Consider the following 24,920-nt stretch of genomic DNA (forward strand, 5'->3'; position numbering starts at 1 on the left):
GCCCCGCCGGGGCTGGCCGCCTGTCCGCCCGCCCGCGGGGGGCCAAACCCCCGGCGGCGGCGCCACTCACCCCCCCCGGCGTGGCGCCGCCCGCCGGGCCCGCGCGGTTGCCCCCCGGCCCCGGCGGTCGCCGGGATGACGGGAGGAGTTCCGAGGACGGCGGTCGCTCCGACGACGGGAGACGTTCCGGCGCACGTACGCCGTCCGCGACCTGCTGGTTCCCCGGGAGCGCGTCCGCAACCACCGCCCTCGCGAGTTCGGCGAGTGCTTTGCGCAGGTCGGTGCTGGTGGCGTGGACCGACTCCAGGTACGGCGGCTCGGCGCCCACACTGGCGACGGCCGGATACGACAGCGCCTCGTCCAGCCCCGCCCTGGCGGTCACCGGCATTCGCGTCCCGACCAGCAGGCACAGCGCCGAACCCCGGACCGCATCGATGAGTTCGGGGTGGCCCATACTTCCGGCCACCCCGCAGAATCCGGGTTCGTCCTGGGCGTAGACGTCCTTGGCGTCCGGAGCCACCCCGACCGCGGCGTCGAGAACCGCTGCCAGGCGGTGCAATTCGTCGCGCGCGTCGTTGCGGGCCACCTGATCACCGGCGATGATCGCGATCTTGCCGGTGGTGCGCGCGGCCCGCAGCGCCGCCCGCACCCGGTCCAGGGCTGCCCGATCGCACGTGTGGTGGGGTCGGGGCGGGCGGAACGGCGGCAGGTCGCCGATCTCCGCCTGTTGAACGTCCTTGGGCAGCAACAGCACCGCCGGGCCGCCGCGGCGAGCGGCCGCCACCGCCCGGCTCAGATGCCACGGCAGCGCCTCGAGCGCGTCCACCCGCGCGCAATAGCGCGAGATCTGCTCGAAAAGCCGTGCGGCATCGAATGTTCCCGCCAGACCACTGGAATCCTGGAAGGCGCCCCGGCCCTCCAGCGTCGTCGGTGGCTGCCCGACCAGCGCCAGCACCGGCACCTGGGAGGCGAACGACTCCGTCAGTCCCGCAACCAGATTCATCGCCCCGCCGCCGGACGTCGCGCAGACCACGCCGAGCCGCCCCGTGCTGCGCGCGTAGCCGTCGGCCATGGTGGCGGCGGCGAACTCGTGCTTGGCGACCACCCCGGTGATGTCGTGGGGGCTGTCGAAGATAGCGTCGTAGAGGTCCTCGATGTTGGCACCGCCCACACCGAAGACGTGGCGGACCCCCAGGGTCGCGACGGCCTGCACCAGATAGTCCACCGCTCGTGTCGGCATCGGCGCTCCTTCCTGCCGGGCCTCGAGCGCACATCGGCCGTCCGCTCTCACCCGGGATACGAGGCACGCCGCTCCCCGGTTCAGACGGGGGTCGCGAGAGCTGTGACCGACCCACCCTTGTGTGTATGTATACGTCTACGTATAGTGGAGTCATGCCCAACAAGACCGTTTACGTATCCGACGACGACCTGCCCCTGTTCCAGCGCGCTCAGGAGCTGGTCGGCGGCAATCTGTCGGGGGCGATCGTGACGGCACTGCGCCGGTACATCGAACTCGAGGAGGGCCGCCTGGAGGGGTTCGAGGAGGTCATCCTGCGCGTCGGCCACAACGGCGTCAGGCAGGTCCGCTTCTCCGGGACCCTGCTGGGCGAGCTGCGCGACATCAACGACGAACACCAGCAGCACCTGCGCGTATATCGCACCCGCAAAGGCAAGTTCGTCCTGCACAACCAGACCGCCAAGTGGGCCGATATGGCCGACTACGCCCGCAGCGGCAGTAAGAACTGGATCAAGGATCTGGCCGACTGGCGCAAGCTGCTCGGAGTCACCGACGAACAGGACTGGGGCGAGTTCGACATGGACGTCTACGACTCCGTGACCGACCTGAAGGGAAGGATTCCGGACAAGCTCTATAGGCGGGTCAGCGACATCGTCGAGCATCCACAGATCGAGGATCTCGACATCTGACCTCGCGGCGAACCGGCGAAAACCGGTTCCGCACAACAGAACACAACACAACCCACCCGTCTTGACCGCACAAACCGGCGGTCACGACTCAGCACACGCATGCATAAATGCGTACTTCTTGATGAGAGGACATCATGACCACCGGATACCCACTGCCTGCCATATCGGTCGGCGGCCTGCGGAAATCCTTCGGCGATCAGGTCGTGCTCGACGGCATCGATATCACCGTCGAGGAGGGCACGATCTTCGCGCTGCTCGGACCCAACGGCGCGGGCAAGACCACCACCGTGCAGATCCTGACCACGCTGCTGCGGGCCGACGACGGCGTCATCCGCGTGGGCGGCTTCGATCGCAACGCCGACCCCGACTCGGTGCGCTCGATCATCGGGGTCACGGGGCAGTTCTCGGCGATCGACGAACTGCTCACCGCGCGCGAAAACCTGCTGCTGATGGGCGATCTGCACCATCTGCCGCGCAGTGACAGCCGCCGGCTGGCCGGGGAGCTGCTGGAGCGGTTCGATCTCGTGGACGCCGCCGACAAGGTCACCGGCACCTTCTCCGGCGGTATGAAGCGCCGTCTCGATCTGGCCATGACCCTGGTCGGCGATCCGCGCATCATCTTCCTGGACGAACCCACCGTCGGGCTCGATCCCCGCAGCCGCCGCGACGTCTGGGATATCGTCCGCGAACTCGTCGCCGACGGCGTCACCATCTTCCTCACCACCCAGTACCTGGAGGAGGCCGACGAGCTGGCGCACCAGATCGCGGTGCTGAACAAGGGCAGCATCGTCGCCCAGGGCACCGCGGATCAGCTGAAGCGGCTGGTGCCGGGCGGGCACATCCGGCTCACCTTCGCCGACCGCGACGCCCTGGCCACCGCCGGGGACCTGTTCGGCGGCGTCCCGGAGTACGAGGACCTCACCCTCGCGGTGCCCAGCGACGGCTCGGTCAAGTCGCTGCGCGCGATGCTGGATCGTCTCGACAACGCCCGCGTCGAACCGGAGGGCCTGTCGGTGCATACGCCCGATCTCGACGACGTCTTCCTCTCCCTGACCGGCCACACCGTTCCCGATGGCGAGATCGTCGCCGCTGAGGAGATCGCACGATGAGCACTGCCGCATACACCCTTGCCGATTCGAAGACCATGCTGCGCCGGAATCTGGTGCACGCCAAGCGATATCCGGCTCTGACCTTCTCCGTGGTGGTCATGCCCGTCGTGCTGCTGTTGCTGTTCAAGTACGTCTTCGGCGGCGCGCTGGGGCAGTCCACCGGCGGCGACTACATCGACTACCTGACCCCGGGCATGATGCTGATGATCCCGGCTTACCTGGTGGCCGGAATCGCTGTGTCGGTGGCGACGGATATGACCAAGGGCATCATCAACCGGTTCCGGGCCATGCCGATGAATCCCTCGTCGATCCTGACCGGCCATGTCATCGGCAATACCATCCAGGGCCTGCTCGGCGTGGCCCTGATGGTCGGCGTCGCCGCGCTGGTCGGGTTCCGGCCGGACGCCAACGCGCTCGAGTGGGTGGCCGCCTTCGGCCTGATCGGCCTGATCCTGTTCGCATTCCTCTGGCTCGGCGCCGGATTCGGCATGTCCGCCTCCAGCCCCGAGGCCGCGAGCAATACGCCGATGGTGATCCTGTTCCTGCCCTTCCTGGGCAGCGGCCTGGTCCCCACCGACACCATGCCCACCGCCGTCCGCAAGTTCGCGGAATACCAGCCCTTCACCCCGATGACCGAAACCCTGCGCGGCCTGCTCATGGGCGACCGCATCGGCGGCAACGCCCTCGGCGCCCTCGCCTGGTGCCTCGGCATCCTGATAGTCGGCTACCTCTGGTCCAGCATCCTCATGCGCCGCAAGGCCAACACCTGACCCACGAAACGCCAACGCCCCGAGCCACTCCGGCACCCGGGGCGTTGCGCTTGTGTGAGTGCACGGTATCGACGTCAGCAGCATCACGCCTGCATTCCCGGAACAAACTTGACCACAACGCCGGATCAGTACTTCGAAACTGCACCGTGAAACCTCCTCATCGGTTGCCCCGGGCGTCAATCGCTCTCCGAATCAATGTCCTTGCGCCGTCACCGGTCGCGGATTGGCCTGCCAAGGTGTCGAACGCACGACCGTAGAGAGCGATCTCTCTTGGCTGGGTGATAGTAAGTCCCGCTGTGTGCCCCTCGACCTTGACCATGCGATCGTCGAACATGAAGAAGTTCTCAACCACTACCAATCCCTCAGCGGTGCGCGGAACAATTCCGACGGTTACCCTCGGCATGCCGATCACCGAATAGAGTCGATCCAACTGACCGAACATCACCTCGTCGTTGCCGAACGTCGTGTACAGCGCCTGCTCGGCCATCAGGAGATGGAATCGCTTACCCCGCTGATAGAGAACTTGCTGCCGTTCCATTCGTTTCGAAACGGCCTGGTCCAGATCATCGGGTATCTGGAAGAAGGATATTACGTTCTTCATGACCGCTGAGGCGTAATCCGCAGTCTGAAGAAGGCCGGACACCACGGCTGGTTCCCAGTTACGTATCAATGCGGCACGGGATTCGAGCCTCAGCGTCTGCTGCTGCCGACGTTTCATGCCGGTACCGAGGGCTTGCCGCCATTCGATGTACGCGGAGTCGATATTGTGAAGGGTCACCAGCAGATCTTCCAGCTGATCACCCGAGCCTGTGTGAAGGCAGTACGCACGGATATCGGTATCCGACGGCCCGATGACGCCGTACTCGATCTTGCTGACCTTGCTTTCATGCCATCCGGAAAGACGGGCAAGCTCTCGGCCGGTTACCCCGGCACGACGACGAATCTCCCGGAGCCGTTTGCCGAGAGCTTCCCGCGCCTCCTGTACCGAGTTCGTCACTGGTGAGACAGCGCCTGGATGTAATCGGAATAAGGCGTCGCCAACGCCCAGAGACGGTCACGGACATCATGGCAATACGACACAATCCGTGGGTCCGTGGTCACGGCTGAACCACCAACCGCACGACCGTCTCTGTCAGCCAGGTTGAACACGACGGTTTCACTATCGATCAACCACCAATCATCCGGCGGCACCTCCCCGGCAAGATATCGGGGAAGGTAACGAATTTTCTCACCTGCTTCTATATTGAGAGCAGCCACGGTCAGCGACCAGCGTTGATAGTCGCTATGCGGAACACTGACCACGCGAACACGGCTGACAGAAACTCCACGTGCCGTCAATTGACGCACGAAATCGTACCAATCCTGAAACCACTCCCTGTAGTCGAATGGTTGGTTTTTCATGAAATGCTGGAATGCCTCATCCTCAGACGACACTCCGTACGAGTCCCGAACCTCCAGATGGAAGGCTTCATCCCGGCACTCCCGCAGCACTTCAGTTGTCGGACGGAACTCCACCGAAATATGCCCTCTCCACCTTCGGTACCTCGATTGCGGTTTCGTAATCTTCCATCTTCAATCGATCGAGCGTTTCGGGATCATCGACCGGTCGGCCGGACAAGGTAAAGGTCCCGCGACCTGTGTCGACCATAGTGGCACCGATAAATGTTCGCGGTTCGGCGAAGCCGAGCAAGAGGTGGGGGATCTCGACCGTCTCCGGTTGTCCGGTCTTCCACCCGACGAGAAGATAGTTGCCCTCGTCCGTCGCGCACAGTGCAGGACAGCCGTCCTTGTTCGATCCACCCTTGCCGAGCACTCGGTAGCTCATGATCTCGCCTCTCGGTGAAGTGTTATGCATGATCTTGCAGTGGAGCACTCCCATCTTCTCCAGAAGATCGTAGCTTCGCAGCCGATTCAAGTATCTTTTGCAAACTCTTGCAAGTTCATAGACCGCGTGACACACCGCTACTTAGCGTCTGATGTGGCGCCCGGGTTCGGCGGAGCTGTCCCGGCCTCGGGTCGCCTTACCAACGGCGATCAGGGGATCGATATGAACTGGCGGACAAGGCTTTTCATGTTTCCTGGCGGGATGCTGGAGGTTCGGGACTATGGGGATGTGTCGGAGCCGGACGGTGATCCCGGGGTCTGTCCGGAGTTGTCCGGCCCACCGCCCGCCGAGCCGAGCGACCAAGCCGATATGGAGGCGTCGTGAGCTGGCAGGTCGGGCTGCTGATTGTGATCGCGCTGCCGCTCGTGGTGCTCGTTGTCGCCGTGTTCTGGCCCGAGCACGTTCCGGAGGACCGGACGGTCCGGGCCATTCGGGATCGCGTCGAGAGGGCTCGACCGCCCGCCGATCAGCGGGTGCGGTACTCCGATAGCCACGTGGGGAATTCGGTGAGGTCGGGGAGTACCACGTCGGCGCCCGCCGCGCGCAGTTCCTGCTCGTCGCACGGTCCGGTGGCCACCGCGACCGAGTACGCCTCCGCGGTGCGGGCGCCGAGGACGTCGCCGATGTGGTCGCCCACGTAGACACCGGCCCCGTGCTCGCGCAGGGCCAGGCCCTTCTGTTCGGCCCACAGGTCGCCGATCACCGCGTCGGCGGGGATGCCGAGGTGCTCGAGGTGGAGTTTGGCGTTCGGTTCGAACTTGGCCGTGACGACCACCGCCCGGCCGCCGCCTTCATGGACGGCCTCGACCGCCTCGCGCGCGCCCGGCATCGCCGTCGTGCCGGTGACGGCGTGGCCCGGGTACATCTCCCGGTAGAGGGCGGTCATGGCGGGCACGTCCGCGGCCGGGAACCAGTGCGCGAGCTCCTCCTCGAGCGGCGGGCCGAGCCGCGTGACGACCAGATCGCAGTCGATGTAGGTGCCGGTGCGCTCGGACAGCGCGCGATAGCAGGCGGCGATGCCGGGCCGGGAGTCGATCAAGGTCATGTCCAGGTCGAAGCCGACCGTCAGCGGACCCATCAACCGGCAGGCTGGCAGGCGTCACGCAGGGAGCAGGCGCCGCATGCCTGCCCGCAACCGCCGACCTCGGGGGCCATGCCGTCGATCGCGCCCGCGGCGGCGTTGACGCCCGCACCCAGCACGAACACCGCGATCACGGCGGCCAGCAGCGCGCCGACCAGCCCCACGACCGCGCCCGCGAACAGCGCGATCAGACCACCGGCGACCAGCAGCACGCCCGCGCCGAAGGAGGTGGGCGCCGCCACCCTGTTGGCGACGCGGAAGGTCTCGTCGGTCCGCAGCGCCTCCTCGGTGTGCACACCTACGAAACGGTTGCGGGGGAGGGAACCGGTCAGCCCGAGCACCCCGGTGACGACGGCCACCGCCGCCAGCACGAACAGGATCAAAGCCACCACGAACACTCGGCCCACGGTACTCGCGTGCTCCCCGAGGCCCCTTTTTGGGCCCCGACGTGCGCACCCTTTACCCTGGTGAGCGACTTTATTCCCGGGGGCTTCGGCGAACAGAAGGCAGGACCGTGCAGGACACTCGTGTAACCGACCCAGTCGGCGCGGCGGCGACCGGCGACAGCGACGTGCCCGCACACCGCTACGGCGCCGAGCAGGCCGGTCGGATCGAACGCAAATGGCAGCGGGTGTGGGAGGAGCGCGGCACCTTCTTCGCGCCCAATCCGGTGGGCCCGCTGGCGGGCGACACCCCCGCCGACAAGCTGTTCATCCAGGACATGTTCCCGTACCCGTCGGGCGCCGGGCTGCACGTCGGCCATCCCCTGGGCTATATCGCCACCGACGTGTTCGCGCGCTATCACCGGATGAACGGCCGGAATGTGCTGCACGCCTTGGGATACGACGCCTTCGGCCTGCCCGCCGAGCAGTACGCGGTGCAGACCGGCGCGCACCCCCGACAGACCACCGAGGCCAATATCAAGAACATGCGGCGCCAGCTGGACCGGCTGGGCCTGGGCCACGACCGCCGCCGCTCGTTCGCCACCACCGATCCCGAGTTCTACAAGTGGACGCAGTGGATCTTCCTGCGCATCTACAACGCCTGGTACGACACGGAGTCGAACAGGGCCCGGCCGATCGCCGAACTGGAGGCCGCCTTCGCCGCGGGCGAGCGGGAGACCCCCCAGGGCCGCCCCTGGGCGGAGCTGAACGCCGACGAGCGCGCCGATGCGCTGGATTCGTATCGCCTGGTGTACCTGTCGGATTCGGTGGTCAACTGGTGCCCCGGGCTGGGGACGGTGCTGTCCAACGAGGAGGTCACCGCCGAGGGCCGCAGCGAACGCGGCAACTTCCCGGTCTTCCGGAAGCGGTTGCGGCAGTGGATGATGCGGATCACCGCCTACTCCGACCGGCTGGTCGACGATCTGGAGCTGCTGGACTGGCCGGACAACGTGAAGGCCATGCAGCGCAACTGGATCGGGCGCTCGCGTGGTGCGCGGGTCACCTTCCCGGCCGACGGCCACACCGTCGAGGTCTTCACTACGCGGCCCGACACCCTTTTCGGCGCAACGTATGTCGTGCTGGCGCCGGAACACGAGCTGGTAGACCGGCTGGTCGCCGCGCAGTGGCCGGAGGGCGTCGATCCGCGGTGGACATTCGGCGCCGCGACGCCCGTGGAAGCCGTTGCGGCCTACCGTAAGGCGATCGCCGCGAAGTCGGAGCTGGAGCGGCAGGAGAACAAGGAGAAGACCGGCGTCTTCCTGGGCGCCTACGCGACCAATCCGGTCGACGGCACCCGGGTGCCGGTCTTCGCCGCCGACTACGTCCTGGGCGGCTACGGCACCGGCGCCATCATGGCCGTGCCGGGTCACGACCAGCGGGACTGGGACTTCGCGACCGCGCTCGGCCTGCCGATCGTGGAAGTCATTGCGGGCGGCGATATTTCGACGGGAGCACACACCGGCGACGGCATCCTGGTGAACTCCGGCTACCTGAACGGCCTGGACGTCGAGTCCGCCAAGGCGAAGGTGATCGAGCACTTGGAGGCCGACGGCCACGGCACCGGCCGGGTGCAGTACAAGCTGCGCGACTGGCTGTTCGCGCGGCAACGGTACTGGGGCGAACCGTTCCCGGTCGTCTACGACGAGGACGGCCGACCGCACGGGCTGCCGGAATCCATGCTGCCGGTGGAACTTCCGGACGTGCAGGACTTCGCGCCGGTGACCTTCGATCCCGACGACGCCGACTCCGAGCCGTCGCCGCCACTGGCCAAGGCGACCGACTGGGTGACCGTGGAGCTGGACCTGGGCGACGGCCCGAAGACCTACCGCCGCGACACCAACGTGATGCCGAACTGGGCGGGCAGCTCGTGGTATCAGCTGCGCTACGCCGATCCGACCAACACCGAGACCTTCTGCGCCCCGGACAACGAGCGCTACTGGCTGGGCCCGCGCCCGGACGAGCACGGCGTCGACGATCCGGGCGGCGTGGACCTGTACGTCGGCGGCGTCGAGCACGCGGTGCTGCACCTGCTGTACTCGCGCTTCTGGCAGAAGGTGCTGTTCGATCTGGGTGACGTGTCGAGTTCGGAACCCTATCGCCGGCTGTTCAACCAGGGCTACATCCAGGCCTACGCCTACACCGACGCGCGCGGCGCCTACGTTCCCGCCGCCGAGATCGTCGAGCGCGACGGAAAGTTCTTCTGGCCCAACGCCCCCGAGGGCGAGATCGAGGTGTTCCAGGAGTACGGCAAGATCGGTAAGTCGCTGAAGAACGCCGTCTCGCCGGACGAGATGTACGACCTGTTCGGCGCGGACACCTTCCGCTTCTACGAGATGTCGATGGGACCGCTGGACACCTCGCGGCCGTGGGCGACCAAGGATGTCGTCGGCGCGCACCGCTTCCTGCAGCGGGTGTGGCGCCTGGTCGTGAACGAGGAGACCGGCGGGCTGCGCGCCACCGACGGAGAGGCGTCGGAGGCCACGCTGCGCCTGCTGCACAAGACGATCGACGGCGTCCGCGCCGACTATGCCGCGCTGCGCGACAACACCGCCGGCGCCAAGCTGATCGAGCTGACCAACCACCTGACCAAGGAGTATCCGCAGGGTGCCCCGCGCTCGGTGGTGGAGCCGCTGGTGCTGATGCTGGCCCCGATGTCCCCGCACATCGCCGAGGAGCTGTGGGAACGCCTGGGCCACACCACCGCGCTGGCGCACGGTCCGTTCCCGGTCGCGGATCCCGCACTGCTGGTGGAGGATTCGGTCGAATACCCGATCCAGGTCAACGGCAAGGTCCGCAGCCGGGTCAGCGTCCCCGCCGACGCCGACGCCGCGACGGTCGAGGCCGCCGCCCTGGCCGACGAGAAGCTGCTGGAATTCCTGAACGGCAAGCAGCCCCGCAAGGTGATCGTGGTCCCCGGCCGCCTGGTCAACGTGGTCGCCTAGCACACACCTCCGAGAACTCGCAGTTCCGGGGATTCTTCGAATCCCCGGGAACCGTTCGTGCCCACCGAGCGTCAAATCCTCACGAACGGAACAAAACTCAGAGTTCCCTCGGAACGGAGGTGTGTCATGTTGATGGATAGTGCTGCGCTGCAAACGATTGCGCAGGGTCTGCGGCAGTCCGCGACCGGGCTGAACGACAGCGCTGTCAACGTGGCGGTTTCCACTGCCAGCTTCGAGTCCTCGGCCACGGGCTCCGGGTACCGTGCCCACGGCGAGCGTATCGCCGTCGGCGTCGACCAACTGCGCCGACACCTGTTCTCGTGGGCCAACTGCGTCAACGACTGCGGCAATGCCCTGGCCGCGTCGGCCGCGGCCGTCACGGGGCTGGAGCAGGACTCGGCGGCGAGCATCGGCGCCGTACCGGAGGCGCTGGTATGAACACCGCGACCAACCACACCGACGGCGACCTGATCCTCGACGGCGGAACCGACGGCCTGCGATATTTCGAGACCTTCGTCCCGCGCTACCGGGAATGGACCGGCTCGGCACCCGCCGGTGGAGATTCCGAATCCCTCGCCGCGGCATACAACCTGCAGCGCGGCATCGACCTCGGCGCCTTCCGCGCGCTGGCAACCGTTCTGACCAGCGAGGTCTCCGGCACCATCACCGATCAGGCCGACGCGCAGACCGCGAAACTTCGCTCGATCCCGGCACACTGGTACGACTCGGAGGCGGCCACCGCGGCGCAGGACTTCTTCACCGGAGTCATCGACCGGGTGTCCACCGAATCCGGAACACTCACCACGATTCATACGGCGGCGGCCGGCGCCGCCGACACCATGGAAACAACGCTGCGTGCCATGGCGGATGCCGTCGGCACCGAGTACGCCGCCGATACGGCCGCCGGTCGCACGGCCGAACAGATCGACAGGATCATCGACTGTGCCCGGTCCTGCGGCACCGGGGACGATCTGGCCGCATCCGTGCAGAGCGTGCTGCCGGAATACTCGCCCGATTCCGGCGTCGACCCGGCCGACTTCTGCAGCAATTGGCTCAATCAGCAGTTCGTTCCCGAACTCGATGCCCGCACCGCGGCGGTGGCCACCCTGTGCGAGAACGCGCACACCACGATCACCGACGCTTACAACCAGGTCGCCGCCGCGCTCGAGAGCATCGGCCCGGACTACACCTCGCCCGGTGGAAACCCCTCGGCCGCAACGGATCTCACCTACGCCGCCGCCCCGGCGTCCTACCTCACCGGGGCATCTGTCACGCAGTCGGGCAGCGCGGCCGAGGAGTCCGCCGCGACGACGTCGGCCGGTGCCACCCAGTCGCCGACCTTGAACCTCGGAACGACACCGAGCACCACGCAAACCGAGACCGGCCTCGGCGGCCAGACTTCGGGCCTCGGCACGGGGACAACCGTGCTCGGCGGACAGACCACAGGCACAGGCACAGGCACAGGCACAGGCACAGGCACAGGCACAGGCACAGGCACAGGCACAGGCACAGGGGACGATACCGACGAGGACCCGACGCAGCCGGGTACCACGGTCGACAATCCGACGGGAACCTACGCCGCGGCACCGGAGAACTGGACCCCGGCCGATATCGCGGCCATGGTGACCGCCGTCAGCGGGATCACCGGAAGCATCCCCGACTTCATCACTGCCGCAGGCACTTTGGCGACAAGCCTCGGCGAGGCCGCGGGCTCGGCGGGCGATGCCATCGCCGCCGTCATCGACGCGGCCGACAACCAGCCCAGCGCTCCGGCACCGGACACCGGCATCGATCCCGAGGTGCTCGAAGGGCTCACCGGCGTCGATTCGTCGGGCACCGGCACCGACACCGGCACGGGCGGCGATCAGCCGCAGGAGGACCCCGCCGAGAACGGCGCACCGGGCGAGAGCACGGACGAGACCGGGCCCGACACCACGACCGCCGCTGCCGCACCGGACGCGACGGCCCCCGGAGACCACAGCCGTTCCACCGCCGATGGCGCGCCCGGCCATTACGCGGCGGCGCCGAACCTTTTCGCGACCACCCTTCCACGCTCCGATTCGGAGACGAAGGAGCATGAGCCGACGCGACTGCAGCATTCGATGTCGGCGACACAGACTCCGCGAATCGATACCCCGGCCGCGGGACAGCCTCAACAAGCCTGACCACAGCGGTGCAGGATTGCGAATTACCAACCCTGCCAACCGCATCCCGTGAAGCACACTTCTTGCGAAAACTCCGGCCCGCGACCACAAGCCGCGGGCCATTTTTCGTATCCCGTTGCGAGACAACATTTTTACATGAACAAGATTCCGTACATTCAACCCGATGTGATCCACATCACATGGTGGAAATGGAACCGGAAACCCCGGCAATAACGTCCAAATATTAGACGGCACAAGATAAGTCGTCACTTCGAAATCATCGAAAGGAATCACCATGACCCTGTCGAAGGGCTACCGCATGTACACCACCGACGACGAGCTGGCGTCCAGCAATGTCTCCGGTGTCGCCGCCCCGGCGGCCACTCCCGTCCTCACCGCCGTGCTCCTGCGCGCGACGCTCATCGCTCAGAAGTCGTCGCAGCAGTGCGCGATCTCGCTGGCCGGCGGCACTCCGAACGTCAAGAAGACGATTCAGACCGTCTGCTGAGAAGGGAGTAGCGGTTGGCGCAGTTCCGTTCTGTGCCAACCGCATACCGGTGATGAAGGTTCTGCTCTACGTGACCGGCGCGGCCATGGCCGCGATGACCCCGGTCAGCCTGCTCGCCCTCCGCGCGATGCGCCCCGCCGACGAGGTGCACGTGGTGCTGTCCGCCGCGGCGCACCGCTTCGTCACCCGGGAGGCGTGCGCCATGCACGCGCATCGCGTGTCGGCCGACGACTGGGACGAGATGGGTTCCGGACGGCACGTGGAGCTGATCCGGTGGCCGGATGCCGTGGTCGTATATCCGGCGACGTTGAATTTCGTCACGAGATTCTCGCTCGGCCAAGCGGATACCCCGGCCATGCTGGCGATCCAATGCACCTCGGCCGGGGTGGTCATAGCCCCCGGCCTTCCGCCCGGCGGGGCGGAGTCGTTCGCATTCCGGCAGGCCGTGGGGCGGCTGGAGGGAAATCGGCGCATCGAGCTGCTGCCGACGATGGTGGCACCGAGCGCCGCGCTCGCGGAGGACGTCCTCGGCGCGCCCGCCCCGTTCACCGATGTGGTCGAGATCCTGAACAGAATGGAGAACCGTCGTGACGACAGCCGCACAGGTATCGGCCACATACAGCCGGAATCTTGTCTCCCTCCGCTACCGCCGCGGTGACGCCCTCGTCGTCGTACGGGTACGCGAGGACGGTCCGACCTCGGGGTTGTCGAGCCTCATCCGGGAGCGTGGGATATCCGGAGCCATTGTCCCCGAGGAGGTTTCGGGCGGTTACGAGTACCGGCTGCCGCCCGGCTCGATGCTCGCGCTGGAGGCGGACACCTCGAAACGGGCACGAGTCGTGGCCGAGGCCGCCTGCCGGGTGGTGCGCGCACTGCACGTGGGCGCCGCCGGGCCCGACTCGGGGATACCCGCGGCGCCCCCATGGATACGGCGCCTGGAGTCACACCGGCGCCGCATCCGGCACGACTCGACACCCACCGGCGCGCTGGTGCGATCCGCGATTCCCCGGGACTACCTCGACATCCCGATCGTGCCGTCGGCGACGCGGCCGACGCTGCTGCACGGGGCCCCGTCCCTGGCGACGACCTACCTCGCCGACGGTCGGGGGCTGGTGCTGACGGGGGAGGACGTGTCGACGGGCCCACCGGAGACGGATTGGGGCTTTCTGCTGGGTGAGCTGGCCGATATCGCCCTGTTCGACTCCTTTCCGGTGGCCGGTCACGGCCGCGACGTGCTCGCGGTGGTGGACACCTACACCGAGGGCCTGGATCGCGGCCTGATCACGTCGTTCGCCCAGCACCGGCAGGTGCTCCACGCACTCGACTACCTGGACTCGTTCGTGACCGGCACCGACGAGGTGCCGCACGAGATATTCACGATCTTGAGGAAGATTCAATGGGACACGATCCTTCGATAACCGCCGAGGCGGAGGCGCCGATCGTCTACTCGGCCGAGGATTTGGCCGATTTCCCGGCGGTGCACGAGCTACTGGATTCCGCGGGTCTGGGCACGATGGTCGAACCGGTGCAGCTGGGTGGCCGAAATCCGAACTGGGTCACCAGGACGACCGACGGCAGGTCGCTGTTCGTCAAATACGAACTCGGCTCGGCGCACGACGGCGCGTACTCGCGCGCCAAGATCTTCCACCGCCTGCTCGAGCGGCACGACCAGCTGCGCCGGAGCCTCTCGACACCTTCGCTGCACGCGGCATCCGAGGACGGCCGCGTCCAGGTATACGAGGTCATACCCCGTTCGCCGACGGCACAGGCGCGACTGATCGAGGGCACGCTCCGCCCGGCGGTCATGCGTCGGATCGGGACGGCGCTCGGCACGCTGCACGCGACGACCGACGTGGCCGCCGGAGTGATCCCCGCCGTCGCGCCGCTGCCGTCCAGCTTCGGTGTCGGCGACATCGACGATTCGATGGTCCCCGCGCTGTCCGCGGCACAGCTCGCAGCCCTCCGCCTGGTCCACGGCGACAGCGCGGTGCACTCGGCGGCCACCGAACTGCTCTCGCGGCGCTCCTGCCTGCCGGTCGGTCCGATCCACGGGGACCTCAGGCTCGACCAGATCCTGGTGTCGAACGACGACGCGTACTGGATCATCGACTGGGAGGAATTCGGCACCGGGTGCGTCACCAGGGATCTGGGCTCGTTGATCGGGGACATCATCAATGCGGCGGTCGTCGCGGCCCTGTGTGATTCCGGCAAGCGCCGCGAAACCTACGAAGCCACTGTCGAATCCGCGCTGCGGCGAGCCAAGGAGTTCGTCGTCGAACTCGGTTCGGGATACCGGGACGCATGGTGCGCACGGCGGCCGGAAATACCTCTGGATCGGGCATGGGCGGCGGAGGTGACGGGCTTCGCCGGTTGGCATCAGTTCGATCGGCTGCTGGCCAATGCCGAAGCGGTGACCGATCTGTCGGCCCAGTCGCGCGCGCTGGCCGGTATCGGTCGCGCGCTTCTTCTGGACGCCGAGTCGTTCATCACCGAATTCGACCTGGATCGGATCATCGCATGACGAAGCACAGCGGATTTGCCATCGCGGAGGTGCTGCGCGGTCTCCTCGGCCGGACGGAGTGCTCCGAGAACACCGTGATCATCGACTTTCACGGCACGGAGTTGACCGGGTCCGCCGACGTCGTACGGGACAAGCTCGCCGTCGTGCTGTACCAGGTCCTGCACGCGCGCTCCCGCGATGTGGTCGCACCCGTGCCCTCCGGATCCGCCCGGCCGGCCGCACTGCCGAAGAAGCCCGGTAACGGTTCCCGCGTGGAACGGGAACTGGTGAAACTCTTCCGCGAGCGAGAGTTCGTGGTCAATCGGCCGCTGGTTGCGAAGACGGACGACACCGTGATCTACCGGCAGGGTGGAATCCTGATGCGCACGACCCGGGACAGGGTCGTCCGCTCCGGTGCCTCCGATGTCGACGTGCGGGTCAGGCATTACTCGAATGCCGTGTCGCCCGGCTTCTTCTACGTCTACGGATCGTGCTCCCTCGAGGAGAAGAGCCTGCGGCAGAAGAACACTCGCGTCTACCTGTCCGTGGGCGATCCGGATGCCTCGGTCCGGGTATTCACGGAACTGGTGGCGAAGCTCGACGATTGCGGTGCCGACTTCGATACGAAGATTCTGTCACACCCGGACGATTACCCCAGAAGCGATTCGATCGTCGTCTATACCGACCGCGAACCCGAGGAGATCTGTGCCGCGATAGATCGGTGGACCCGCGACCATCGGCATCATTTCGTCGACGGGTCGCTGCTCACCCGCACCTGGCGGCGGGGCATCTCGACCGCGGACGAACCGGTGACGAACCGGACCGGCGCGCTGAGTTTCGGTCAGCACCGCAGTGCGATGATCGCCGATGCGCTCATCGACCACGCCACGACCGGTCGCGATCTCGAGGATGCGCTGGAGCGCTCCGCCCGCTCGTCCGGCGTGAACCCACGGGACTTCTCCCGGAACCTCACCGAGGATGCGGCATGACCGGTCCGCACACGACGGCAACGCTCGACTTCTCCGCCGCCGCAAGACGAGGCGCGCGTGGCAACCCCATCCTGTCCGTCATCATCGACGGCGGAGCATGTGACGACATCGTCCACGGCGCGGGGTTCGCCCACCTCCGCGAGCATTGGGCGCTGGCCTCGTTCCGACGGATGTTCGGTGCCGCGCTCATCATGTCGACGGCCAAGACGCTGCACTTCCAGACCGAATTCCTGCTCTTCATGGACTCGTCGGCCGGGGCGCCGTTCGACACCGTCGACTGGTGGTCATGGTCGGCGCCCGATCTGGATCGCGAGGTGTCGGTGATAGATGAGGAAATCGTCAGCGCCGAGTCGAACGCGGCGGGGGCCGCGGTCGATCGCGAGCTGCCCCGCCGCCTGCAGGTCTACGGCGCCGAGACCGATTGGGGATACGGCGACCGTCACCTCATTCGATGCTGGACCGTCGATTCCCTGTCCGCCGCAGTGCGTCTCACCTGGGGTGCGCGGCCCCGAATGTTCGTGACCGCCTCGGAAGATGTCGTAGGGTGGCGGCAGGCCGCGCCCGGAACGGCAGGCGAGTTCGACAGGGGGACGATCGTCGTGGACGGGACGCCGAGCAGTACGCGGGACAGCGAGCCCGGCTCCGGGGTCGCCGCGTACTGCGGCTGGCGATTCCGCTACGACAACTGGCACCGGCTGGAGTACCTCGAGGATCTCGCCACGCTGATGCGATTGGTCGTGCACGACGGCCTGGTGAGCGGGCTCGGGCCAGCCGGGCTGGACGTTCGGCCGGGCCAGTTCGGCGAGACGTACGTGACGCGCGGCTCGGAATACCTGGCGATCGGGATCCGGCAGCGTGAGCCCGTTGCCCCGAGCACGTACCGAATGCTGAGCCGCGGACTTCTCCAAAGGATTCGCGGCCTCCTGCTCACCGAGGTGCGAACCGAGAGCACCCGGCTGCTGGCGGCCGTCGACCGGCATCGCCTCGTGCGCCGGGCACGGCGGCACCAGACGCTGGCGGAGCGGGTCGTCGCGCACAACCGCGCGGCGGTTCTCGGCGGCGACCCTCCGAATCTTCGTGCGACGGAACGGAATCGCTCCGAGTACCGCTACCTCGCGCGGGAGCTGCTCCGGGTGAGCGAGGAGATGTTGTCGATCGATCCCGAGGTGGTCTTGGTGGGGGCGGGGCAATCGTGAGGGAGTTCGACCCGACGCCCCTGTTCGCGGCGGTGGACCTGCCGATCATCGTGGTCCGGGATCCGGGTAATCCACTCGTCGAAGCGCGATTCGTGAGACGTGTCGAGCATTGGTCCGAACGCCGGGTACGAACCGGCTACGACCGCGCCGTCGAGGCCCTCGAACGCGCATCCGCCCGCGCGGACCCGTATGTCCCGGGCTTCGGATCCACCCGGTGGGCGCGTGGCTCGTCCCTGGCGGTCTCCTGCGACAGCCGCACGATGATCGTCGCGGCCTGCTGCCTCCACAGCGAGTGGGAGCAGGTCCTCGCCGCGGCATTCGACGCATTCGTCGCCTCGGCCGCGACCGGTGGTGCCGAGCATCCGCCATCGGCGGACGAGGCCCCCAGCCCACCGGTCCGGGCTCCCGAATCCGGATACGACCGCGCGCGGCGGTCCGTCATCGAACGCACACTGTCCGCAGGATCCGATTCCGCCGCGACGCGACACCGTCCTGCCCGATATTTCACCCATCCGGTTCCACCGGAGTTCGCCGTCATCGGCGGGAATGTGAGGAAGAAATGACAACAGCGGATTTCGAACGCACCGAGGTCGACACGTTGATCTCCGGGGTGGTGATCATCGAACGCTCCGAAGGAAAGGTCCGCACCTATCTGGAATCCGATGCGGGTACCGCGGTGACGATCGAGCGGGAGGGACCGCGAACCGACAAGCGGAGCCCGATCGGAAGCCGCCATTCCTCGGCGCTCACCATGCGACTGAACGATAGAGAACTCGGACTCACCGTCGGCAGCGGAAGGGTGCTGAAGCGGACCTATCGCGTGGTGGTCGAGATCGACGGCCGGGTCGTCAGTCTGCGGCCGAAGGATATCGAGACCCATACGTTCCTCAACGGCAAGCCGCACGAGATCGAGAAGGAGTTCGGTGAGCTGACCGCGCGCGCGGACGGCACGATCGAAGTCTTCTGGGCACTGCCGAAGAAGGTGCTGCACAAGACGATCGAACCGCCGGTGCCCACCACCGAGGACCTCCTCATCGGATACGCCGCCGCCGCCGCATTCGGCACCGGGGCCCTGTCGCTGACCACCATCCTGATGGGCGCCGTCGCCTCGATCATGCCGGGCTAGCACCCGCGGCGGGGGAGGACGAGAACATGGGCAACACAATCGTATTCGCGGCCAGGCCGTATTACGACGAGGACGACGAACGGCATGTGGCGGCCCGGATCGCCGCCATTGTCGTGGGCGACCCGAACGGATCGCACCTCGAGCGCCAGCTGGCATCGAGGGGAATCCCGGCGACCTCCTGCGTGACGACGATCGATTCCGTCGACGACCGGAATGTGATGGTGGTCGAATACCGAGCGCATACCGCGCTCGACACGGCGACCATCGAGCACAGGACCCGGGCGGCGGTGGACGCCGTCGGCGCGACCGTCGTCACCGATGAGGATCTGATGCGAGCCAAGGCGTGCGCGCAGAGCCTCCTGGATGTCAGCGTGTCCGGGTTATCGGAGTTCGTCGACGCCGTATGCGGATTCGTCTCCCGATACGGACGTCACGATCTGCTGGACGAATTCCGCCATCGCATCCGATCGCTCGATCGGGGCACGGTAACCGAGGTAATCAGGGACCTGTACGTAGGCGAAGAATTCTTCGTCGAATGCGTGGGGGCGCAATGACCATGAATCCAGGGCGCGACGGTGAACTTCCGGAGGTAGCGGACGGAATCGAAGCATGGACGGCCCACGACAATGCCGTCCGGGCGGCGGGATTCTGGGCGATGGCCCGGAAGATGCCGGTCATATACGGTCGGCTGCTACGCGAATGCTTCGCCGTCGGGCCGTTCGAAACGTCTGTGATCGTCATCGGATTGCTCGTCGCGGAGACCATGACCGCGGTCGGACTGCTCGCGACCACCGACGTGCTGACGAGCCTGCTGACGGTCGGTCCCACGCCGGATCGGGTGCGTGCCGCGGCGCCCGGCCTGATCCTCGTGCTGGGCGCACTCGTGCTGCGATCCGGCCTGAAGGAGCTGGTCAACTGGAGCCGGGGTCGGCTGGTACCGAAGATTCAACTCGCCGTGCGCACCCGCCTGCTGAACCTCACCACGACCGTGGAGCTGGTCGCCTTCGACGACCGGGAGTTCCGCGACGTGCTCCACCGCGTGCGGGAGCGATCGCCCGACGCGGCGTGCGGGCTGCTGTTCAGCGGGCTCGAAACCGCCTCGGGGATGATCGGTTTGGCGGCGGTGGGCGGTGTGGTCACCGTCCTCCACCCCGTACTGCTGCCGCTGATATTCGTGGCGATCGTTCCGACCTGGCTGGCGTCGGTCCTGTCCGCCAGGGTCGTCTACGGGGTGTACGCGGGAACCAGCGGCGCCCAGCGGCGTATGGACACCCTGGCCGAACTGATGTCGGATCGAACCCCGGCCGCCGAGATTCGCGCCTACGGGATGAGCCGTTTCCTGCTCGACCGATTCGGGGGTTTGGCGCAACGCGTGCAGGAGATTCGGCTGACGTCCGAGAACACCCAGGCCAAGACCCGGACCCTCGGGATATTCCTGTCCGGGGTGGGCATCGGCGTCGTCTACGTGGCGCTGACACTCCTGCTGCTGCACGGTGCGATGCCGCTGGCGGTCGCGGGCACGGCGGTGATCGCGATTCGGACCGCGGTGAGCGCACTGTCGGGATTCAGTGCGAGCGCGAACGTCTCGTACGAGAATGCGTTGTTCTACCAGGACTACCTGGACTTCTGCGGGGAAGCCGGGAAGCGTCGCGAGCGAACCGGAGCCGTTGTGCCGCAGGCAGATACAGGTCGGATAGCCCTTCGCGACGTCACGTTCACCTACCCGTCGGGATCGTCACCCGCGCTGTCGCGCGTCGACCTCGATGTCGAGCCGGGGCAGATCATCGCGCTCGTCGGAGGGAACGGCGCGGGCAAGTCGACGCTCGCCAAACTCATCGCCGGCCTGTATCGCCCGGACAGCGGGAGCGTCCGGTACGACGGAGTCCCGATCGATGACATCGATCCGGCATGGCTTCGAGACCGCATCGCCGTCGTTCCCCAGGACTTCGCGCGCTGGCCCTTCTCGGCCCGGGAGAACGTGACCATCGGCCGCAACTCGCAGGCGAGATTCGACGACGAGTTCCGCCGGGTGTCGAGGACTTCGGGGGCGGCCGACGTGTTCTCGCGGCTGACGGGCGGCACGCACACCGTGCTGGACCCGTCGTACGTCGGCGGCACCGATCTGTCGGGCGGACAGTGGCAGCGGGTGGCGGTGGCGCGCGGACTCTACAAGGATCCCGCGGTGCTGATCGTGGACGAACCCACCGCGGCCCTGGACGCGCCGACCGAACGGCGGATCTTCGATGCGATCCGGGCGGGATCGCGCGGACGGGCGGTGGTGCTCATCACGCACCGCATGGCGGGCGTCCGGTTCGCCGACCAGATCTACGTGCTCGACCGAGGCCGGGTCGTGGAGCGCGGGACACACACCGAACTCATGCGGCTGGGCGGCACCTACCACACCTTCTACCGCCTGCAGGCGGATCTCTACCAGGACCACGTCGACGCGCCGCCGCCGGTTCCGGAACAGCGCCAGGGCCGTCGCTCCCGACAGCGAACATCGCTGCGCGACAACGCCGATGCACACCCATGGGCCTATACCTCCGGGAAGGCGGCGGCAAACGGGCCCACACAGCCGCGGGCGCGCCTCGCTCCGAGCATGGTCCGCCAGATGCCGGTGCCGTGAGCCCGGCATGCGCCCGTCGCGGACGATACTGCCCCGGTGCAGTATTCGCTCACCGCCGGGGCCACCGGCTCGCCCGTGCCGGGTGGTGTGGAATCAGCGCGCGATCGGTCGCAGCACGAGCTCCGTCGGGTGTGCGTCGCGCGGCGTCTCGACGGCATTGCGCACCGCCCGTGCGACGGTTTCCGGGGTGAGGAATTCGTGCGGGTCGAACTCGCGCTGCTCGCTCGCGACGATGGCGCGCTGCATATCCGTGGCGATGCGGCCCGGGTGCAGCGAGGTCACCCGCAGCCGCGGCTCCTCGAGCCGCAGCGCATCGCCGAAGGCGCGCAGCCCGAACTTGCTGGCCGCATAGACTCCCCAGCTCGCATTCGCCCGCAGTCCCGCACCCGAATTGATCAGCACCACATGCCCGTCGGCGGAACGCAGCGCGGGCAGCAGCAGCCGCGTCAGTTCGGCGACCGCGATCAGGTTGGCCTCCAGCGTGTCTCGCCACTGCGCGACCGAGGACTCCGCGATGGTGCTCAATTCGGCGACACCGGCGTTGTGCACGAGCACGTCCAGCCGGTCGATCGCCGCCACCGCACGAGCGACCGCCTCGTAATCGGTCAGCTCCACCGGCCACGCCGTGGCGCCCGGCAGTTCGGCGAGGATGCCGCTCAGCGACTCGGCCGAGCGGGCGCCGAGCAGCAGCTCGTGCGTGGGTGCCAGTTCGCGGGCGATGGCGGCGCCGAGCCCGCGGCTCGCCCCGGTGATCAACGCGGTCGGCCGCGCTGTGTCGGACGTGGATTCGGCCATGCGAATCACGGTAGCGGTGCTCCCGGCCCATCGGGACGGTAACCCTCCGCCACCCGCCGCCGATGCACCCGATGGCCGCTGTGAGCGAACAGTCACCACCCCGGTGGCGATCACGGTCCGGCCGGGTGTATCAATCTCGGCAACCGAATCACGAACCGAGGCGAAGAGTGTGAGAACTGCCGAACAGCAGCCGGCACCGCACCGGCCCGAGGGTGAGCAACCCGCGCAACGCGCATATCTGAAGGTGACATCGCAGAATAGGGGGATGAACGGGCCCGGATTCACTCCGACACAACTGGCGGCCCGGGCCGCGTACCTGCTGCGGGGGAACGACCTGGGCACGATGACCAGCGCCGCCCCCAAGCTGTACCCGCACATGTGGAGCTGGGATGCGGCGTTCGTCGCGGTGGGCCTGGCGCCGCTGAGCGTGGAACGCGCGGTGGTCGAACTCGACACCCTGCTGTCGGCGCAGTGGAAGAACGGGATGATCCCGCACATCGTGTTCGCCAACGGTGTGGACGGCTATTTCCCGGGCCCGGCGCGCTGGGAATGCCGCCGCCTGGCCGCCAACGCGCCCGACGGCCCCGACACCTCCGGGATCACCCAGCCGCCCGTGCACGCCATCGCGGTGCAGCGGATCCTCGACCACTCCCGTCGGCACGGCCGCAAGACGCGAGTGGTCGCCGAGGAGTTCCTCAACCGCCGCTGGGCCGATCTGATGCGCTGGCATCGCTGGCTGGCGCACGCCCGCGATCCGAAACAGAACGGCCGCATCACCCTGTACCACGGCTGGGAATCGGGGATGGACAACTCGCCGCGGTGGGATCGCGCCTACGACAACGTGCTGCCCGGCGACCTGACCCCCTACGAGCGGGCCGACATCACGCTGGTCGACCCCGCGCAACGGCCGTCCGACCGCGAATATGACCGCTACCTGTGGCTGGTCGAGCAGATGCGCCGGTGTGGATACGACGATTTCCAATTGGCCGCGACGATGAGTTTCGCCGTGGAGGACGTCTTCGTCACCGCGATCTTCGCGCTGGCCTGTGAGGTCCTGGCCAATATCGGCGAGGACTACCGGCTCCCGCATGCCGACGTGCGCGAACTGTACGAGTGGGCGGACTATTTCCGCGCCGGGGTCATCGCCACCACCGATCCGCGCAGCGGCGCGGCGCGGGACTTCGATGTGCGCCTGGGGAAGCCGATCAAGACCGAGACCCTGGCCATGTTCGCGCCGCTGCTGTGCGGCGGGCTGCCGCGCGAGGCCGAGCGCAGCCTGTTGCGGCTGTTCGAGGGGCCGCGCTTCTGCGGCCATCCCGACCTGCGCTACGCGCTGCCGCCGTCGACCTCACCGGTCTCGAAGGACTTCCGCCCGCGCGAATACTGGCGCGGACCGGTGTGGCCGGTGATGAGCTGGCTGTTCTCGTGGGTGTTCGCCCGCCGCGGCTGGGCCGAGCGGTCGTTCATGCTGCGCGCGGAGGGCCTGCGCCAGGCCAGCGACGGCAGCTTCGCGGAGTACTACGACCCGTTCACCGGCGAGCCGCTGGGCAGCATGCAGCAGTCGTGGACGGCGGCGTCGGTGCTCGACTGGCTGGGCTGACCGGCCGATCATTTGGTACCGCGACCCGAATCCGCACATCTCGAGCAATCATCGGTCACAGATCACAGCGATGTCGGTGGTCACATCCACTTCGGCTGCTTACCCTCATAGCCATGTATCGACGCACCGTGGCCCGCCCGAATGTTCGTCGCACGCTCTTGGCCCTGCCCGCTCTCGCGGCCGTGGGCATCCTTTCGGCAACTTCTGTCGCAACGGCTCAGCCGACGGGCCCGGACGTCTCGTCCTGGCAACATATCGACGGCCGGATGATCAACTGGTTCGAGGTGAAGGCCTCGGGCAACAACTTCGCGATGGTGAAGGCCACCGAGGGGCTCAACTACGTCAATCCCTACTTCGTCCCCGACAGCGTGCTGATGCGCGCGGCCGGGGTGGCCCGCGGTACCTACCACTACGCCCACCCCGAGCTGCCGCCGGAGCCGCAGGCCGCGCTCTACGCGACGCTGGTGCTGGGCCAGAACGGCCCGCTGGACCTGCCGCCGGTCCTCGATCTGGAGAATTCCGGCGGCCTGCCACCGGCCGCGCTGATCGACTGGACGCACCGCTACCTCAACACCGTGCAGGCGCTCACCGGCCGGGTGCCGATCGTCTACACCTATCCGACCTTCTGGAAGACGGCGATGGCCGACACCAACGAGTTCACCCGGTACCCGCTGTGGATCGCCGACTACCGCGGCAACGACCAGCCCGAGGTGCCCGGCGGCTGGCCCACCTGGACGTTCTGGCAGCAGACCGACTCCGGCCGGATCCCGGGCATCGCGGGCAATACCGACATCAACGTGTACAGCGGCGCGCAAGGCGATTTCGCGCGCTTCGCGAATATGCCCCCCACGGGGAGCAGCTAGGGCTCAGTGCTCGTCGTAGTGGCCGTCGTGGGCCGCGTGGCGGTGGCCGTCGTGGATGTAGTCCACATGGTCGCCGTGCGGCACCGCTACGTGTCCACAGCCCTCGCCGTGCACGTGGTCGTGGCTCGCGTGTTCGGCGTGCCCGGCCGGTTCGCATTCGTCGAAATGACCGTCGTGCTCGCGATGCAGGTGGCCGTCGTGCACGTAGTCGACGTGGTCGCCGTGCGGCACCGAGACGTGTCCACAACCCGCACCGTGCACATGGGTGTGATCGGTATGCGGAGCATGCGCTGTGGTCATCGAACTGCCCTCTTTTCGTGTGGATTTTCCGTGTCAACAGAGCGTTGTGATGATAACCACACATTAACAGGTGCGCATTAATCCACCGGTGGGCCGCCGGTCCGCCCGGTCCGGGCG

General features: G+C 67.3%; 26 protein-coding genes. 18 read left to right on the top strand and 8 right to left on the bottom strand.

The window, feature by feature from the left end; all coding sequences use genetic code 11:
• Window positions 1-1,240, bottom strand: a 1,240-nt coding sequence (locus tag QH290_RS23685) for a thiamine pyrophosphate-binding protein (RefSeq protein ID WP_280385177.1), incomplete at its 3' end; no start/stop codon positions are given.
• 152 nt (window positions 1,241-1,392) lie between these two features.
• Here QH290_RS23685 and QH290_RS23690 point away from each other — a divergent pair.
• The 3 genes from QH290_RS23690 (at window position 1,393) to QH290_RS23700 (ending at window position 3,805) form a co-directional block, all read left to right on the top strand.
• On the top strand, window positions 1,393-1,926 hold the full coding sequence (locus QH290_RS23690; RefSeq protein WP_280264271.1) for an EXLDI protein: 534 nt from the start codon (window positions 1,393-1,395) through the stop codon (window positions 1,924-1,926).
• 134 nt (window positions 1,927-2,060) lie between these two features.
• The gene (locus tag QH290_RS23695) at window positions 2,061-3,035 is read left to right on the top strand and encodes an ATP-binding cassette domain-containing protein (RefSeq protein ID WP_280264273.1); all 975 of its coding nucleotides are present in this window, start codon (window positions 2,061-2,063) and stop codon (window positions 3,033-3,035) included.
• The gene (locus QH290_RS23700; RefSeq protein ID WP_280385179.1) at window positions 3,032-3,805 is read left to right on the top strand and encodes an ABC transporter permease; all 774 of its coding nucleotides are present in this window, start codon (window positions 3,032-3,034) and stop codon (window positions 3,803-3,805) included. The genes QH290_RS23695 and QH290_RS23700 overlap by 4 nt, the downstream gene beginning before the upstream one ends.
• Before the next feature lie 157 nt (window positions 3,806-3,962).
• On the opposite strand, the gene QH290_RS23705 is transcribed toward QH290_RS23700, so the two are convergent.
• From QH290_RS23705 to QH290_RS23725, 5 genes are all read right to left on the bottom strand, one after another.
• Window positions 3,963-4,802 carry a helix-turn-helix domain-containing protein gene (locus QH290_RS23705; protein ID WP_280385181.1) on the bottom strand — a complete coding sequence of 280 codons (840 nt, stop codon included), beginning with the start codon at window positions 4,800-4,802 and terminating at the stop codon, window positions 3,963-3,965.
• Entirely contained in the window at window positions 4,799-5,320 is a 522-nt protein-coding gene (locus QH290_RS23710; RefSeq protein ID WP_280264279.1) for a DUF6879 family protein, read from the bottom strand. The genes QH290_RS23705 and QH290_RS23710 overlap by 4 nt, the downstream gene beginning before the upstream one ends.
• Window positions 5,298-5,630 (bottom strand): hypothetical protein, encoded by a 333-nt coding sequence (locus QH290_RS23715; RefSeq protein ID WP_280264281.1) that lies wholly within the window; start codon window positions 5,628-5,630, stop codon window positions 5,298-5,300. Before QH290_RS23715 ends, QH290_RS23710 begins: the two co-directional genes overlap by 23 nt.
• 526 nt (window positions 5,631-6,156) lie before the next feature.
• Entirely contained in the window at window positions 6,157-6,768 is a 612-nt protein-coding gene (locus tag QH290_RS23720; RefSeq protein WP_280264282.1) for an HAD family hydrolase, read from the bottom strand.
• A complete protein-coding gene (locus QH290_RS23725; protein ID WP_280264283.1) occupies window positions 6,768-7,169 on the bottom strand; it encodes an SdpI family protein in 402 nt (133 codons plus the stop codon). The genes QH290_RS23720 and QH290_RS23725 overlap by 1 nt, the downstream gene beginning before the upstream one ends.
• Window positions 7,170-7,285: 116 nt before the next feature.
• Between QH290_RS23725 and leuS the strand changes: the two genes are divergently transcribed.
• The 13 genes from leuS to QH290_RS23790 all read left to right on the top strand — a co-directional run bounded on the left by leuS (window position 7,286) and on the right by QH290_RS23790 (window position 21,245).
• Window positions 7,286-10,156: a leucine--tRNA ligase gene (leuS, locus tag QH290_RS23730; RefSeq protein WP_280385183.1), complete on the top strand. Its 2,871-nt coding sequence runs from the start codon at window positions 7,286-7,288 to the stop codon at window positions 10,154-10,156.
• Window positions 10,157-10,282: 126 nt separating this feature from the next.
• A complete protein-coding gene (locus QH290_RS23735; protein ID WP_280385186.1) occupies window positions 10,283-10,594 on the top strand; it encodes a hypothetical protein in 312 nt (103 codons plus the stop codon).
• Window positions 10,591-12,321: a hypothetical protein gene (locus tag QH290_RS23740; protein ID WP_280385189.1), complete on the top strand. Its 1,731-nt coding sequence runs from the start codon at window positions 10,591-10,593 to the stop codon at window positions 12,319-12,321. The genes QH290_RS23735 and QH290_RS23740 overlap by 4 nt, the downstream gene beginning before the upstream one ends.
• A gap of 274 nt (window positions 12,322-12,595) precedes the next feature.
• Window positions 12,596-12,808, top strand: coding sequence for an LxmA leader domain family RiPP (locus tag QH290_RS23745; protein ID WP_280264287.1), 213 nt, complete (start codon window positions 12,596-12,598; stop codon window positions 12,806-12,808).
• Window positions 12,809-12,860: 52 nt separating this feature from the next.
• Window positions 12,861-13,466: a flavoprotein gene (locus QH290_RS23750; protein ID WP_280264288.1), complete on the top strand. Its 606-nt coding sequence runs from the start codon at window positions 12,861-12,863 to the stop codon at window positions 13,464-13,466.
• The gene (locus tag QH290_RS23755; RefSeq protein WP_280264289.1) at window positions 13,396-14,226 is read left to right on the top strand and encodes a hypothetical protein; all 831 of its coding nucleotides are present in this window, start codon (window positions 13,396-13,398) and stop codon (window positions 14,224-14,226) included. Before QH290_RS23750 ends, QH290_RS23755 begins: the two co-directional genes overlap by 71 nt.
• Window positions 14,205-15,329 carry a phosphotransferase gene (locus tag QH290_RS23760; protein ID WP_280264290.1) on the top strand — a complete coding sequence of 375 codons (1,125 nt, stop codon included), beginning with the start codon at window positions 14,205-14,207 and terminating at the stop codon, window positions 15,327-15,329. The genes QH290_RS23755 and QH290_RS23760 overlap by 22 nt, the downstream gene beginning before the upstream one ends.
• A complete protein-coding gene (locus QH290_RS23765) occupies window positions 15,326-16,297 on the top strand; it encodes a T3SS effector HopA1 family protein (protein ID WP_280264291.1) in 972 nt (323 codons plus the stop codon). Before QH290_RS23760 ends, QH290_RS23765 begins: the two co-directional genes overlap by 4 nt.
• Window positions 16,294-17,493 (top strand): hypothetical protein, encoded by a 1,200-nt coding sequence (locus QH290_RS23770; RefSeq protein ID WP_280264292.1) that lies wholly within the window; start codon window positions 16,294-16,296, stop codon window positions 17,491-17,493. The genes QH290_RS23765 and QH290_RS23770 overlap by 4 nt, the downstream gene beginning before the upstream one ends.
• Window positions 17,490-18,056 (top strand): hypothetical protein, encoded by a 567-nt coding sequence (locus QH290_RS23775; protein ID WP_280264293.1) that lies wholly within the window; start codon window positions 17,490-17,492, stop codon window positions 18,054-18,056. Before QH290_RS23770 ends, QH290_RS23775 begins: the two co-directional genes overlap by 4 nt.
• Window positions 18,053-18,619, top strand: a complete 567-nt coding sequence (locus QH290_RS23780; protein ID WP_280264294.1) for a hypothetical protein — start codon at window positions 18,053-18,055, stop codon at window positions 18,617-18,619. Before QH290_RS23775 ends, QH290_RS23780 begins: the two co-directional genes overlap by 4 nt.
• 26 nt (window positions 18,620-18,645) lie before the next feature.
• On the top strand, window positions 18,646-19,173 hold the full coding sequence (locus QH290_RS23785) for a peptidase M16 family protein (RefSeq protein ID WP_280264295.1): 528 nt from the start codon (window positions 18,646-18,648) through the stop codon (window positions 19,171-19,173).
• Window positions 19,170-21,245 (top strand): ABC transporter ATP-binding protein, encoded by a 2,076-nt coding sequence (locus QH290_RS23790; protein ID WP_280264296.1) that lies wholly within the window; start codon window positions 19,170-19,172, stop codon window positions 21,243-21,245. The genes QH290_RS23785 and QH290_RS23790 overlap by 4 nt, the downstream gene beginning before the upstream one ends.
• 93 nt (window positions 21,246-21,338) lie before the next feature.
• On the opposite strand, the gene QH290_RS23795 is transcribed toward QH290_RS23790, so the two are convergent.
• Window positions 21,339-22,040 (bottom strand): SDR family oxidoreductase, encoded by a 702-nt coding sequence (locus QH290_RS23795; RefSeq protein ID WP_280385192.1) that lies wholly within the window; start codon window positions 22,038-22,040, stop codon window positions 21,339-21,341.
• A gap of 265 nt (window positions 22,041-22,305) precedes the next feature.
• Between QH290_RS23795 and ggh the strand changes: the two genes are divergently transcribed.
• Window positions 22,306-23,640: a glucosylglycerate hydrolase gene (ggh, locus tag QH290_RS23800; RefSeq protein ID WP_280264299.1), complete on the top strand. Its 1,335-nt coding sequence runs from the start codon at window positions 22,306-22,308 to the stop codon at window positions 23,638-23,640.
• A 113-nt stretch (window positions 23,641-23,753) separates the two neighbouring features.
• Window positions 23,754-24,503, top strand: coding sequence for a glycoside hydrolase family 25 protein (locus QH290_RS23805; RefSeq protein WP_280264301.1), 750 nt, complete (start codon window positions 23,754-23,756; stop codon window positions 24,501-24,503).
• A 3-nt stretch (window positions 24,504-24,506) separates the two neighbouring features.
• On the opposite strand, the gene QH290_RS23810 is transcribed toward QH290_RS23805, so the two are convergent.
• Entirely contained in the window at window positions 24,507-24,803 is a 297-nt protein-coding gene (locus QH290_RS23810; RefSeq protein WP_280264303.1) for a hypothetical protein, read from the bottom strand.
• Window positions 24,804-24,920 lie beyond the last annotated feature (117 nt).

Source organism: Nocardia wallacei, from assembly GCF_029869545.1.
Classification (GTDB): Bacteria; Actinomycetota; Actinomycetes; order Mycobacteriales; family Mycobacteriaceae; genus Nocardia; species Nocardia wallacei_A.

Coding starts and splice junctions, on each gene's coding strand:
- QH290_RS23690 (WP_280264271.1), top strand. CDS start 1,393: ATGCCCAACAAGACCGTTTACGTATCCGACGACGACCTGCCCCTGTTC.
- QH290_RS23695 (WP_280264273.1), top strand. CDS start 2,061: ATGACCACCGGATACCCACTGCCTGCCATATCGGTCGGCGGCCTGCGG.
- QH290_RS23700 (WP_280385179.1), top strand. CDS start 3,032: ATGAGCACTGCCGCATACACCCTTGCCGATTCGAAGACCATGCTGCGC.
- QH290_RS23715 (WP_280264281.1), bottom strand. CDS start 5,630: ATGAGCTACCGAGTGCTCGGCAAGGGTGGATCGAACAAGGACGGCTGT.
- QH290_RS23720 (WP_280264282.1), bottom strand. CDS start 6,768: ATGGGTCCGCTGACGGTCGGCTTCGACCTGGACATGACCTTGATCGAC.
- QH290_RS23735 (WP_280385186.1), top strand. CDS start 10,283: ATGTTGATGGATAGTGCTGCGCTGCAAACGATTGCGCAGGGTCTGCGG.
- QH290_RS23740 (WP_280385189.1), top strand. CDS start 10,591: ATGAACACCGCGACCAACCACACCGACGGCGACCTGATCCTCGACGGC.
- QH290_RS23745 (WP_280264287.1), top strand. CDS start 12,596: ATGACCCTGTCGAAGGGCTACCGCATGTACACCACCGACGACGAGCTG.
- QH290_RS23750 (WP_280264288.1), top strand. CDS start 12,861: ATGAAGGTTCTGCTCTACGTGACCGGCGCGGCCATGGCCGCGATGACC.
- QH290_RS23760 (WP_280264290.1), top strand. CDS start 14,205: ATGGGACACGATCCTTCGATAACCGCCGAGGCGGAGGCGCCGATCGTC.
- QH290_RS23765 (WP_280264291.1), top strand. CDS start 15,326: ATGACGAAGCACAGCGGATTTGCCATCGCGGAGGTGCTGCGCGGTCTC.
- QH290_RS23770 (WP_280264292.1), top strand. CDS start 16,294: ATGACCGGTCCGCACACGACGGCAACGCTCGACTTCTCCGCCGCCGCA.
- QH290_RS23780 (WP_280264294.1), top strand. CDS start 18,053: ATGACAACAGCGGATTTCGAACGCACCGAGGTCGACACGTTGATCTCC.
- QH290_RS23785 (WP_280264295.1), top strand. CDS start 18,646: ATGGGCAACACAATCGTATTCGCGGCCAGGCCGTATTACGACGAGGAC.
- QH290_RS23790 (WP_280264296.1), top strand. CDS start 19,170: ATGACCATGAATCCAGGGCGCGACGGTGAACTTCCGGAGGTAGCGGAC.
- QH290_RS23795 (WP_280385192.1), bottom strand. CDS start 22,040: ATGGCCGAATCCACGTCCGACACAGCGCGGCCGACCGCGTTGATCACC.
- ggh (WP_280264299.1), top strand. CDS start 22,306: ATGAACGGGCCCGGATTCACTCCGACACAACTGGCGGCCCGGGCCGCG.
- QH290_RS23805 (WP_280264301.1), top strand. CDS start 23,754: ATGTATCGACGCACCGTGGCCCGCCCGAATGTTCGTCGCACGCTCTTG.
- QH290_RS23810 (WP_280264303.1), bottom strand. CDS start 24,803: ATGACCACAGCGCATGCTCCGCATACCGATCACACCCATGTGCACGGT.